A 13,178-nucleotide genomic window follows, 5' to 3' on the forward strand; every position below is an offset into this window, starting at 1 on the left:
ATGCAAGATACAATTAAGATTATCGGTGCTAGAGAGCATAATCTCAAAAACATTCATCTTGAGATCCCCAAAAACAAACTTGTCGTATTTACCGGGCTAAGCGGAAGCGGTAAATCAACGCTAGCTTTTGACACGCTCTATGCTGAAGGGCAAAGACGTTATATAGAATCTCTCTCAAGCTATGCAAGGCAATTTTTGGATCGAGTTGGCAAGCCTGATATTGACAAAATAGAAGGGCTCACGCCAGCTATCGCAATCGATCAAAAAACAACCTCCAAAAATCCACGTTCAACGGTTGGAACGATCACAGAAATTTATGATTATTTGCGACTTTTGTATGCGCGCGTAGGAATCCAGCATTGTCATCTTTGTGGCAAACCCATCTCTCAAATGTCCTCAACAGATATTATCACGCAAGTGCTAGCCCTTGAAAATGGCGCAAAAATGATGATTTTGGCACCTATTATCCGCGAGAAAAAAGGAAGCTTTGCTGATAAAATCGAACAATTACGTCAAAAAGGATATGTGCGTGCGTATATTGATGGTGTGATGGTGCGACTTGATGAGGAAATAGAGCTCTCCAAAACCAAAAAACACACGATAAAAATCATCATCGATCGTGTGATAAATACGCAAGAAAACCACACAAGAATCGCTCAAGCTGTCGAAAAAGCTTTAAGTGAGACATTTGGCGAAGTGGAAATAGAATACACACTTGAAGACAAAACGCAAGTTGTGCATTATTCAGAGCATTTTGCGTGCTTTGATTGTAAGGTAAGCTTTGAGCCATTAGAGCCTTTGAGCTTTTCTTTTAACTCTCCAAAAGGCGCGTGCGAGAGCTGTTTAGGGCTTGGAAGCACATATAGTATTGATACCAAAAAAATCCTCAATACCTCTCTTCCATTGCGCGAAGGCGGAATCAAAGTTATCTTTGGATTTAATCGCAATTATTACGCAGAGCTTTTTAATGGATTTTGCGCGCTTGCTAAGATCGATACCAAAAAAAGCTTTGATGAACTGACAAAAACCCAACAATCACAGCTTTTATATGGAACAGCGCAAAATGTAGAATTTCAATGGCATGGAAGCTCAATTTCGCGCCCATGGAAAGGGATTTTGCAAATCGCGTATGATATGTTTAAAGATGAGCGCGATTTGGGGGATTATATGAGTGAAAAGCCCTGCACAAGCTGCAATGGCAATCGTCTCAAACCAGAATCTCTAAGTGTCAAAGTCGCAAAAAAAGGCATAGGCGAGATTATTAATATGCCTATTGAGGAATGCTATGAATTTTTTGCAAATGATAAAAACTTCGCTTATCTAAGCCAGCAGCAGCAATTCATAGCTATGCCTATTCTCAAAGAAATCAAAGAGCGGTTGTTTTTTCTTTTTGATGTGGGGCTTGGGTATTTGACACTTGGTCGAGATGCGCGCACTATTAGCGGTGGCGAGAGTCAGCGCATACGAATCGCAAGCCAAATTGGCAGCGGGCTTACAGGCGTTATGTATGTGCTTGATGAGCCGAGTATCGGGCTTCATGAGCGAGATACACTGCGACTCATAAAGACATTGCGTAATCTTCAAGAAAAAGGCAATAGTGTGATTGTCGTAGAGCACGATCGAGAAACAATCCAAAATGCGGATTTTATCGTAGATATTGGTCCGGGTGCGGGCAAAAATGGCGGGGAAGTCATTTATAGCGGAGATTTAGCAGGTATGCTTAAATCCAAAACCTTGACGGCTGATTTTATCAATCGCAAAAAAGATATTTTTTACCCTCAAAACCGCCCCCAAAAACAATGGCTCACAATCAATAATGTAACAATCCACAACATCAAAAATCTAAGCCTTAAGATTCCGCTTCAAAATTTTGTGTGCGTTACAGGAGTGAGCGGAAGTGGCAAAAGCTCGCTTATCTTGCAAACGCTTCTGCCTGTGGCTCAAGAGCTACTTAATAACGCCAAAAAAGTTAAAAAATGCGATGGTGTTACGATTTTGGGCTTGGAGCATTTAGATAAAGTGATCTATCTTGATCAAACCCCCATAGGACGCACACCGCGTAGCAATCCAGCTACATACACAGGAGCAATGGACGAGATACGCACGATTTTTGCGCAAACCAAAGAAGCCAAAATGCTTGGCTACACAATCGGGCGATTTAGCTTCAATGTCAAAGGCGGAAGATGCGAAAAATGTCAGGGCGAGGGTGAAATCCGCATAGAAATGCACTTTTTGCCCGATGTCATGGTGAAATGCGATGTCTGCAAAGGCGCAAAATACAACCCCCAAACACTTGAAGTCAAATACAAAGGCAAATCCATAGCCGATGTGCTTGAGATGAGCGTTGATGTGGCGTGTGAATTTTTTGCCAAAATTCCCAAAATCTACCAAAAACTAAAAACACTTCAAGATGTCGGGCTTGGCTATATCACGCTCGGGCAAAATGCCGTTACATTAAGCGGGGGCGAAGCACAACGTATCAAGCTTGCCAAAGAACTCAGCAGAAAAGATACCGGACGCACGCTTTATGTGCTTGATGAGCCGACAACAGGGCTTCACTTTGGCGATGTAGATCGGCTTACAAAAGTGCTTCATCATCTTGTTGGACTTGGCAATAGCGTGATTGTTGTCGAGCATAATTTGGATTTGATAAAAAATGCAGATTATATCATCGATATGGGTCCTGAAGGAGGCGATAAAGGCGGCAAAGTGGTTGATTGCGGAAGTGTAGAGGAGCTTATCAAACGACACAGGCAAACAAACAGCTACACAGCAAAGTTTCTCGCCAAAGAGTTTGAATTTATCAAAAAACAAAAGCATTAGATTTTGGATTGTGAAAGTTAAAGATTTATGATATAAATTTTGACTCAAAGCAAAATCTAAAAACAAAAAAGGAATCAAATAAGAAAAAATGATAAAAGTTGGGATTTTAGGCGCGAGTGGCTATACAGCAAATGAGCTTGTGCGATTACTACTAGGACATAAGCAAGCCAAAATTATCTGGCTAGGCTCACAAAGCTTCGCGCAAAAGCCGTATTTTTTGGCGTATCAAAATTTCTTTACATGTTTGGATTTAGACTGCATAGATACGCAGAATCTAGAACATTTGTGCGATGAAATTGATGTGCTTTTCACCGCAACTCCGCATAATTTTTGCGCCAAAATCCTAACTCAAAATATCATTAATAAAGTGCGCGTGATTGATTTAAGTGCGGATTTTCGCCTCAAAGACAAAGATAAATACGCCTCATGGTATCACACCCCACATGCAAGTCCTGCGCTTCTTAGCCAAGCAGTTTATGGGCTTTGTGAGCTTTATAAAGACAAAATCCAAAACGCTAGACTCATCGCTAATCCGGGCTGTTACCCAACCTGCAGTATTTTATGCCTTGCGCCACTTTTGCAATCAGGACTTATTGACACAAAAAGTATTATCATCGATGCCAAATCCGGCGTATCAGGTGCGGGCAGAAGTGCGAAAGTAGATTCTCTGTTTTGCGAAGTCAATGAAAATTTCAAAGCCTATGGAATCACCACACATCGCCACACACCAGAAATCGAGCAAACAGCCTCTGAGCTTGCAAATGAGTCTATAACGCTTAATTTCACACCTCATCTCATTCCCATTAATCGCGGAATCTTAGCAACTATTTACGCACAGCTCAATGCGCAAATCACACAAAACACACTTGAAGAGCTCTATCAACTCTATCACACAGCATACAAAAACAAACCATTTATCAGAATCTTACCCAATCATCTAAGCGCGCAAACTCGCTGGGTTGAGGGAAGTAACTTTGTGGATATAGCCTTGCATGTAGATTCTCGCACAAATCGTGTAATTATCATCGGTGCTATGGATAATCTCATCAAAGGTGCGGCAGGACAGGCTATCCAAAATATGAATATTCTCTTTGGGCTTGATGAGCAAATGGGCTTAGAGCAGATTCCGATATTTCCATAAATGAGTCGTGCAAATGGTGCAAAATAAATCAAATCAACAAAAGTCAAACATAATAGGATAAAAAGCGATGACAAAACCAAACATACACATTCGAGCAATGCGTAGTGATGATTATGACAAAGTGCAGGATTTGTGGCAGCATATTGAAGGGTTTTATATCCGCAGTGTTGATGACTCAAGAGAGGGTATTGAGCGATTTTTAGCACGTAATCCAAATATGAGCGTTGTCGCACTCACCGATGAAGGCGATAAAAACGATGAAAAAATCATAGGAAGCGTGCTGTGTGGACATGATGGACGATATGGAAGCCTTTATCATGTGTGCGTGCATGAGGATTTTCGCAAAAATGGTATCGGGCGCGCAATGGTAGAATTTGCACTCAATGCGCTTAAAAGAGAATCTATCTCGACTATTTCACTCATCGCCTTTAGCACAAATAAAGAAGGTAATGCGTTTTGGAAGGGGCTTGGCTGGGATATAAGACAAAATGTCAATCGATATGAACTTAGCCAAAATCCTGCTAATATATCTACAAAAATAACTCCAAACAAATCAAACTTCAAATAAGGAAAGCCGATGAAACAAATTAAAGAATTTAAGATTCTACAAAGCGGATTAAGCAGTGTCAAGGGATTTGAGAGTGCGGGCGTGAGTGCGCAGATAAAATACCAAAATCGCTTAGATATGGCTCTTATTTTTAGCCAAAGCCCTTGTGTTGGAGCAGGGGTATTTACCACAAACAAAATCCAAGCCGCATGTATCAAGCACAACAAAAATAACATCAATAATTCCATATCCGCTGTGATTATTAATTCTGGTATCGCAAATGCTTGCACGGGCGAAGAAGGCATAAAAGCATGCCAAAAAAGCGCAAAATACGCAAGCAAAGTACTTCATATCAATCAAAACAATGTGCTTTTGGCTTCGACAGGCGTTATCGGCAAACAGCTTCCAATGGATAGAATCCAAAAAGGCATAGAACTTTTAGCAGCGCAAAAAAACTCCTCCAAGCAAAACGCACAAAACGTAGCACAAGCGATTATGACAACTGATACAAAGCCAAAACATATCGCCATTGAAGTGGTGATTGGCAATACTCCTGTGCGTATCGGCGGAATCGCAAAAGGAAGCGGAATGATCCACCCAAATATGGCGACAATGCTAGGCTTTATCATCACTGATGCAAATATTTCTCAAAAACTCCTCCAAAAAGCCCTCAAAAAAGATGTCGCCTCAACATACAATATGATTTGGGTTGATGGTGATACTTCCACAAATGATATGGTTTTGGCTCTTGCAAACGCGCAAGCAGGCAACAAAAAAATCACAGATTCTAAGCATAAAGATTACAAAACATTCAAAAAAGCTCTGCATTTTGTCAATATGTATCTTGCAAAAGAGATCGCACGAGATGGCGAGGGTGCGAGCAAGCTTATCTGCTCTATTGTCAAAGGTGCGCAAAAAAGCTCCACAGCTAAGATTCTAGCAAAATCTATAATCGCCTCAAATCTCGTCAAATGCGCGATGTTTGGAAATGATGCAAATTGGGGAAGAATTATTTGTGCTATGGGATATAGCGGAGCGAAATTTGATGAGGGTAAAGTTAATTTGTTTTTCAAAAGCAAGGCTGGAGAGATTCAGATTCTCAAAAATGGTTGCGCGCTAGATTTTAGCGAAGAAAATGCAAGCAAAATCCTCAAACAAAACGAAATAGAAGTGATTTTGGATTTGCAAAGTGGCGACAAACAGGCAACAGCGTTTGGTTGTGATTTGAGTTATGATTACATCAAAATCAATGCTGATTATCGCTCATAAGGGAAAATTATGAATATGCAAAATCTACAAAACAAAGCCCAGATTCTCATCGAAGCCCTGCCCTATATCCAACGTTTTAGCGGAAAAATCATCGTCATCAAATATGGCGGAAGTGCAATGGAAGATGAGACACTCAAAAAAAGCGTGATTAGAGATATTGCGTTGCTTAAAAGTATCGGATTTAAGCCTATTATCGTGCATGGTGGCGGAAAAGAAATCAATAAATGGCTTGAGCTCTCTGGCGAAAAACCAGAATTTATACAAGGATTCCGCAAAACAAGCACAAATACTCTGCAAATTGCAGAAATGGTCTTAAACCAAATCAATAAATCGCTTGTGGGCTATATGTCAAGCTTTGGGGTTTTGGCAGTGGGTATGAGCGGTAAAGATGGCAATACTCTTCTTGTCGAAAAAAAATACATCAATGGCGAGGATATAGGCTTTGTCGGAAATGTCGCCAAAGTCAATACAAAGCTTATTTTGAGTTTGCTTGAGGGCGGGTTTTTGCCTGTGATTTGTCCAATCAGCATAGACAAAAACGCACAAAGCTACAATGTCAATGCTGATGATGCAGCCTATGCGATAGCCCAAGCACTCAAAGCCGAAAAGCTTGTGTTTTTGAGCGATACTGAAGGTGTGTATAGAGATTTTGAGGACAAATCAAGCCTCATTACAATGCTTACTATCGCCAAAGCCAAAGAGCTTATACATTCCCAAAGTATCAGTGGTGGTATGCTTCCCAAAATCCAAAATTGTATCGAAGCAGTCGAAAATGGTGTCTCAAGCGTGCATATCATCGATGGGCGCATTAAGCATTGTTTGCTACTTGAATTTTTTACAGATAGTGGCATTGGCACTGCGATCTTGAAAGAAGAATAAGGAAAAATAGAGGAGAATAAAGGAGAATAAATGAATACGACTACTGATTTTATAGCTAGCGCTTCAGAATCCATACTCAAAACCTACAACCGCCAGCCCATAAATTTTGACTACGGCAAGGGCGTGTATTTATTTGATACACATGGCAAAAAATATTTAGATTTTGGCTCAGGGGTTGGCGTAAATGCGCTTGGCTATGGCAATAAAGCCTTTAATGACGCGCTCAAAGCTCAAATTGACAAAGTGCTTCACATCTCAAATCTCTACTACAATACCCCAGCTATCGAAGCCGCACAAAAACTTCGCCGAGCTTGCGGGCTTGATAAGGTGTTTTTCACAAATAGTGGCACAGAATCTATCGAGGGCGCACTCAAAGTCGCCAAAAAATACGCCTTTCAAAAAGGGCTTAAAAACCCTCAAATCATCGCTATGAATAATTCCTTTCATGGACGCACTTTAGGCGCGCTCTCTGTTACCGGAAATACAAGCTATCAAAAGCCATTTTTGCCTCTTATTCCGGACGTTGTGTTTGCGGATTTTAATAACTTTGAAAGTGTAGAAAAATTCATTAATGACAATACTTGCGCGATTATCTTAGAAAGCGTGCAGGGCGAGAGTGGCGTAACGCCAGCTACCAAAGAATTTCTCTCTCAAATCCGCAGAATCTGTGATGAAAAAGACATCGTGCTAATTTTAGATGAGATCCAATGCGGAATGGGACGAAGTGGTAAAATGTTTGCCTATCAGCATTATGGTATCAAGCCTGATGTGCTGACTTCAGCTAAGGCTTTGGGCTGCGGCGTGCCTGTGGGGGCATTTGTAGTGAGCGAAAAAATTGCCAAGCATTCTTTGCAGCCCGGCGATCATGGTAGCACTTATGGCGGGAATCCTTTTGTGTGCGCTGCTGTAAGCAAGGTTTTTGATTTGTTTGAGGAATTATCTCTTATACAAAATGTCCAAAATATGACCACTATCTTAGAATCTAAAATCAATGCACTTTGCAAGAAATATAATTTTCTCATTGATCATCGAGGTTTGGGGCTTTTGCGCGGGATTGAGCTTGAGGAGCGCATCCATTCAAAAGACATTATCGTGCGCGCGCAAGAAAAGGGGCTTATCATTCTGCCCGCCGGTCATAACACCCTGCGTATCGCGCCACCGCTTGTTATAGATTCTAGCCATATTGATGAGATGATAGAGATTTTAGATTCTATCTTGCGCGAGATATAATAGATAATCAACCAATCGCCCAAAGGAAAATCATGCAACTTAATTCCAAAGAGCAACAACAATTAGAAGAACTTTGCGCGCTAAGCTTTGATTTTGCAAGGCAAAACGATACGCAGAATCTAAAGATTTTGCTAGATTCTGGGCTTAATGCTAATCTTGCCAACCACAAAGGCGATACGCTCCTTATGCTTGCAGCCTATCACAATAGCCTTGAGGCTGCCAAAATGCTTATAGAATACAGCGCGCAAGTGGATAAGCCAAACGACAAAAACCACACACCTTTGGCTGGAGTTTGCTTCAAGGGGTATTATGAAATGGCAAAGCTTTTGCTAGAATCTGGCGCAAATCCTGATGGCAAAGGCGCGCTTTCACCGATGAATTGTGCGATTATGTTTAGACGCAAAGAGATTTTAGATTTATTGCTACAATACACAAAAGCAAAGCCGAGTGTATTACAGAGGATTTGGTTGTGGTGGAGGTCAAAAAACACAGAATCTATCGCTACACAACAAAAAAATGCTAGAGATGTGGAGGTGGATTTAGATTCTAGAAATTAAATACACAAACACAAAATAGCATAAAATTATCGCGTGCTACAATCCAAACGCTAACACATTGCGACATTATGACATCGCAGTATCGCGGATAAGATTGCAAAATTGTAAAATTGCAAAAATATAAGATTGCAAAACTACAAAAAAAGAAAAGAGAGAGCAAGAGAAAATTTACCCCTCAAATTTTGATATTTTTTGATATTTCATAAAGGAGACAATATGGCATTAAGCTTTTCAGACATACTACTCAAACTTCAAGAGTTTTGGAAGCAGCAAGGTTGCATTATTCTTCAGCCTTATGATATTCCCGCAGGTGCTGGCACATTTCACCCTGCGACATTGCTAAGAAGTCTAGATTCTACGCCATGGAGTGTGGCGTATGTCGCGCCTTCGCGTCGTCCAACTGATGGGCGATATGGCGAGAATCCAAACCGCCTAGGAAGCTACTATCAATTTCAAGTCTTAATCAAGCCGAGCGTGCCAAATATTCAAGAGCTGTATTTACAATCGCTCCAAATGCTAGGGCTAGATTCTAGTAAGCATGATGTGCGCTTTATCGAGGATAATTGGGAGTCGCCAACGCTTGGTGCTTGGGGGCTTGGCTGGGAAGTGTGGCTTGATGGTATGGAAGTTACACAATTTACTTATTTTCAGCAAGTCGGCGGAATCGCGTGCGATCCTGTGGCAGTTGAGATTACTTATGGGGTTGAGCGATTGGCGATGTATATTCAAGGCGTAGAATCTGTGTTTGATATTTGCTGGAATGATGATGGCAAACATATCGTCAAATACGCTGATGTGCATTTGGAGAGTGAGTATGAGTTCTCAAAATATCACTTTGAGATAGCTGATACAACTATGCTTTTTGAAGCCTTTGCTATGGCACAAAAAGAAGCGGTGCGATGTTTAGATTCTGGTGTTGTTTTGCCCGCGTATGATTGGGTTATGCTTTCATCTCATTATTTTAATATCCTTGATGCGCGCAAGGCAATCTCCGTAACAGAGCGTCAAAACTATATCCTAAAGATTCGAGAGCAAGCAAGGGGTTGTGCTATGCTGTATAAAGAGCAAGAAAATGAGCGCGCAGAGCGACTCCAAGCCCAAAAACAAACCACGTACAAACCACACAAATAAAAAGCGCGCAAAATAAAGGACAAATATATGAAACTCTCTGAAATTTATGAAGTGCTAGATTCTATAAGTCCATTTGCCTTGCAAGAAAAATGGGATAATTCAGGGCTTAATATCGGTGATTTACATCAAGAGATTGAGGGCATTTATCTTGCATTAGAGGCTGATTTGCAAATTGTCAAATCCTTGCCTAAAAACGCACTTCTTATCACACATCACCCGCTTATCTTCACCCCTCTAAAATCCTTGCAAACCGCGCAATACCCAAGCAATCTAGCCCAGATTCTCCTTAGCAACAATAACGCCCTTATCGCCATGCATACAAACTTTGACAAAACACATCTCAACGCGCACTTTGCAAAAAACATCTTAGGCTTCACAGAGGCTCAAGAATGTAATATGGCGCAATATTGCAAGATTCAAGAAAGCACGATTGCAAATTTAGCATTACATCTCAAACAAACATTAGGGCTTGAGACTATCCGCTTCACGCCGCTAGAATCTAAAATATCAGATCTATATATCGTATGCGGAAGTGGTGCTAGCTTTCTCAAAGAAATACCACACAAGCCAAGCTGCCTTATCACCGGAGATATAAAATACCATGACGCGATGAGCGCACTTTCTATGAATATAGGTTGCATTGATGTCGAGCATTACGCAAGCGAGAGAGATTTTCCAAAAATCTTAAAAAGTATTTTGCAAATTAAGAGCCTTAAAGGTATAATACTACACAATTTTTCCCCATTTTCTTATATATGAAGGATATTCAATGAATAAACATTTAAAACAACTCATCGAAATTGCTCAAATCGACAAAGAATCTGATGCGTTTGAGCCGATGATAAAAGAAAAAACAAAAACCCTCAATGCACTTTTGGCTTCACAAGATCAGCAAAAAAGCGCAATCACAGCCATAGCAGAATCTAAAGACGAACTAAAATTAGCAATTGTGCGCAATGAGCTTTCAATCCAAGAAAATTCCCAAAAAATCGAGGAGATCGCCCAAAAAACAAAAGAAGTGCGATCTGATAGAGAAGCGCGCGCACTTGCTATCGAAGAAGATCTTGCGCGAGAGCAGATAAAACACGCAAATAGCGAGATAGAGCGACTCAATAAAGAGCTAGAATCTAAAGAGCAAGAGCAAGCCCAAAAGCAAGCCAAGCAAGATGAGCTTCAAGCTCAAATACAAGAGCTTCAAGTAGCAACAGACGCAGAGGTGAAACGTATTAGAGAGCAGCAACATGAAATTTTCCTCAAAAAAGAAAAAGCCATTGCCTCTATCGATCAAAAAGTGATTATTTTTTATGAAAAAATCCGCAAATGGGCGAAAAATACAAGTGTCGTGCCGGTTAAAAAACAAGCTTGTGGCGGGTGCTTTATCCGCATAAATAACAAACTCTACACAGAGATTTTGCAAAGTAATGACATCATCACTTGCCCTCATTGTGGCAGAATCCTCTACATCGAAGAAAATGTTTAATTATTTCTATCTCTTTTTGTGCGCTCTTGTATATGGCATAAGTTTGCCATTTCTTATCATCACAAGCTTTCGCACAAAGCACAGACGCTCAATTCCTGCGCGTTTTTTCTTGGATCAAAGATTTTGTGCTGATTTTAAGCCTGCCTTGTGGTTTCATGCTTGCTCGTTTGGTGAGATAAAATCCATAGAGCCAATCATCACTTCCCTTTTGTCTCACACACAATCCAATCAAACCCCCTATCAAATCCTCATCACCACAATCACCCAAACAGGCTATAATCTCGCACAAAAAACCTACCACAATCACAGCAACATTCGCATTCATTATTTGCCATTTGAGATATTTTTGCCCTTATATAAACACCGCTTAAAGTCATTGCAAACACTCATCGTTACAGAAGCAGAGCTATGGTTTGAGCTTTTTTATCTTGCCAAAAGCCTAAAGGCAAAGACTTTGCTTATCAATGCTAGAATCTCAAATGCGTCCTACCCAAAGTATAAAAAGCTTGCGTTTTTGTATCGCAAAATCTTCTCATATATCGATAAAATCCTAGCCCAAACACAAAACGATATGAATCATTTTCTCACTCTTGGGGCAAATGAAGTCTGTGTATTTGGCAATCTCAAGCTCCTTGCAACCCCGACGATTACACACACCTACCCTAAGCCTGATAAACTCTGCATTATCGGTGCTTCGACACATCACACAGAAGAAGAGATGATTTTAGAATCTTTCCTTGCACTCAAAGCCACACATCATAATGCAATTTTATTTCTTGCGCCTCGCCACCCGGAGAGATTTATACTCGTAGAGGAATTACTCCAAAAAAATCTACTGCGCTATGCAAAGCTAAGTGATGGATTCCGCGATGATGTTGATGTGCTACTTATTGATAAATTAATGGAGCTTAATAATTTTTATGCTATTGGCGATGTTGTGATTTTAGGCGGGGCATTTATCAAAGCAGGCGGACATAATCCAATCGAGCCAGCGTATTTTCACAATAAAATCATTAGTGGCACACATATTTTCAATCAGCACGCATTATTTGAGTGCATACAAGGTTATACGCTCACCCAGAATCTCACCCAAACGCTTCTATCATTTGAGACTATCCCTAAATCTCAAATCCTCTCGATAGATTCTAAGCTTCCAGAGCTTTGCAAAGAAATCACGAAAGGAATACACAATGCAAAAAGCATATAAACTTCTAAGCACACAGCTTGGCACTTCACACAAAAAAGCCAAAACACTCATCGATCAAGGACGCGTAAGCTTCAAAGGCAAAAAAATCACTCTCGCTCGCGCAGAATTTCCAGATCAAAGCATATTTGATGTGATCGCCTACACAAAGCCGACAATCCTTTTTGAAGATTCTGATATTATGTGTATAGACAAACCGCCATTTATCGAAAGCTATAATCTTGTAGATGATCTTATAGATATTTTTGGAGAGGAATTCAAAGAATGGAGCTTGCTTCATCGGCTCGACAAAGAGACAAGTGGGGTTATTTTGCTTGTCAAAACTGAGAGTGAATTTGCAAAAAAAGCCAGAGAAGAATTCAAACACAAACGCGTAATAAAGCATTATAACACTTTAGTAGATGGCATTATAAGCGAGGAGCAAGTGATTGATTTGCCTATTTTGACCCAAAGAGGCAAAATCGCAAAAAGTAAAATCTCAAAGAAAGGTTTGCCAGCTATAAGTATCATCAAGCCACAGGCAATTATTGGCAAAAAAACTCTCCTTGATGTCGAGATAAAAACCGGTCGCACACATCAAATCAGAATCCACCTTAAAGCTATCGGGTATCCAATTGTTGGCGATAGTCTGTATGGTGGGATTCCAGCCAAACGACTTATGCTTCATGCTCGATATATAAAGATTTTTGATTATGAATTCCACGCACCATTACCAAAAGAGTTTCAAGTTTAGAGTAAATTTCTATGCACTAGAATCATGTATAGATTCTCTACTTCTATCCGCAAAAACACAACATAAAGATTCTTTGTATGCAATGTTGTGGGAATTAGGAAGTAATATACTAGAGATGGCGTATGTGCGACAAACAAAAATGGCGATACATTAAGGCAAGCTTAAATCAAATGCGATGTATTGG

The 13,178-nt window shown here is 40.4% G+C and carries 13 protein-coding genes; all 13 read left to right on the forward strand.

Going from position 1 to position 13,178, the window contains the following annotated elements; all coding sequences use genetic code 11:
* The 13 genes from uvrA (at position 1) to DY109_RS11190 (ending at position 13,148) form a co-directional block, all read left to right on the forward strand.
* Positions 1 to 2,823 (forward strand): excinuclease ABC subunit UvrA, encoded by a 2,823-nt coding sequence (gene uvrA, locus DY109_RS09000; RefSeq protein ID WP_115737841.1) that lies wholly within the window; start codon positions 1 to 3, stop codon positions 2,821 to 2,823.
* 88 nt (positions 2,824 to 2,911) lie between these two features.
* Positions 2,912 to 3,964: an N-acetyl-gamma-glutamyl-phosphate reductase gene (gene argC, locus DY109_RS09005; RefSeq protein ID WP_023948511.1), complete on the forward strand. Its 1,053-nt coding sequence runs from the start codon at positions 2,912 to 2,914 to the stop codon at positions 3,962 to 3,964.
* 82 nt (positions 3,965 to 4,046) lie between these two features.
* Positions 4,047 to 4,532, forward strand: a complete 486-nt coding sequence (locus DY109_RS09010) for a GNAT family N-acetyltransferase (protein WP_200864631.1) — start codon at positions 4,047 to 4,049, stop codon at positions 4,530 to 4,532.
* A gap of 9 nt (positions 4,533 to 4,541) precedes the next feature.
* Positions 4,542 to 5,780 carry a bifunctional glutamate N-acetyltransferase/amino-acid acetyltransferase ArgJ gene (gene argJ / locus DY109_RS09015; RefSeq protein WP_023948514.1) on the forward strand — a complete coding sequence of 413 codons (1,239 nt, stop codon included), beginning with the start codon at positions 4,542 to 4,544 and terminating at the stop codon, positions 5,778 to 5,780.
* 15 nt (positions 5,781 to 5,795) lie between these two features.
* The gene (gene argB / locus DY109_RS09020) at positions 5,796 to 6,659 is read left to right on the forward strand and encodes an acetylglutamate kinase (protein WP_235148588.1); all 864 of its coding nucleotides are present in this window, start codon (positions 5,796 to 5,798) and stop codon (positions 6,657 to 6,659) included.
* Between the two features lie 30 nt (positions 6,660 to 6,689).
* Complete coding sequence (locus DY109_RS09025) at positions 6,690 to 7,889, forward strand: aspartate aminotransferase family protein (protein ID WP_023948517.1); 1,200 nt, start codon at positions 6,690 to 6,692, stop codon at positions 7,887 to 7,889.
* A gap of 29 nt (positions 7,890 to 7,918) precedes the next feature.
* The gene (locus DY109_RS09030) at positions 7,919 to 8,446 is read left to right on the forward strand and encodes an ankyrin repeat domain-containing protein (RefSeq protein ID WP_147291186.1); all 528 of its coding nucleotides are present in this window, start codon (positions 7,919 to 7,921) and stop codon (positions 8,444 to 8,446) included.
* Between the two features lie 216 nt (positions 8,447 to 8,662).
* Positions 8,663 to 9,577 carry a glycine--tRNA ligase subunit alpha gene (gene glyQ / locus DY109_RS09035; RefSeq protein ID WP_023948519.1) on the forward strand — a complete coding sequence of 305 codons (915 nt, stop codon included), beginning with the start codon at positions 8,663 to 8,665 and terminating at the stop codon, positions 9,575 to 9,577.
* Positions 9,578 to 9,604: 27 nt separating this feature from the next.
* Entirely contained in the window at positions 9,605 to 10,336 is a 732-nt protein-coding gene (locus DY109_RS09040) for a Nif3-like dinuclear metal center hexameric protein (protein ID WP_023948520.1), read from the forward strand.
* A gap of 10 nt (positions 10,337 to 10,346) precedes the next feature.
* Positions 10,347 to 11,057 carry a zinc ribbon domain-containing protein gene (locus tag DY109_RS09045; protein ID WP_023948521.1) on the forward strand — a complete coding sequence of 237 codons (711 nt, stop codon included), beginning with the start codon at positions 10,347 to 10,349 and terminating at the stop codon, positions 11,055 to 11,057.
* Complete coding sequence (gene waaA, locus DY109_RS09050; RefSeq protein WP_023948523.1) at positions 11,050 to 12,264, forward strand: lipid IV(A) 3-deoxy-D-manno-octulosonic acid transferase; 1,215 nt, start codon at positions 11,050 to 11,052, stop codon at positions 12,262 to 12,264. The genes DY109_RS09045 and waaA overlap by 8 nt, the downstream gene beginning before the upstream one ends.
* Positions 12,248 to 12,994: an RluA family pseudouridine synthase gene (locus DY109_RS09055; protein ID WP_023948525.1), complete on the forward strand. Its 747-nt coding sequence runs from the start codon at positions 12,248 to 12,250 to the stop codon at positions 12,992 to 12,994. Before waaA ends, DY109_RS09055 begins: the two co-directional genes overlap by 17 nt.
* The gene (locus DY109_RS11190; protein WP_023948527.1) at positions 12,954 to 13,148 is read left to right on the forward strand and encodes a hypothetical protein; all 195 of its coding nucleotides are present in this window, start codon (positions 12,954 to 12,956) and stop codon (positions 13,146 to 13,148) included. Before DY109_RS09055 ends, DY109_RS11190 begins: the two co-directional genes overlap by 41 nt.
* Positions 13,149 to 13,178: the final 30 nt, after the last annotated feature.

This window comes from Helicobacter fennelliae, from assembly GCF_900451005.1.
Classification (GTDB): domain Bacteria; phylum Campylobacterota; class Campylobacteria; order Campylobacterales; family Helicobacteraceae; genus Helicobacter_B; species Helicobacter_B fennelliae.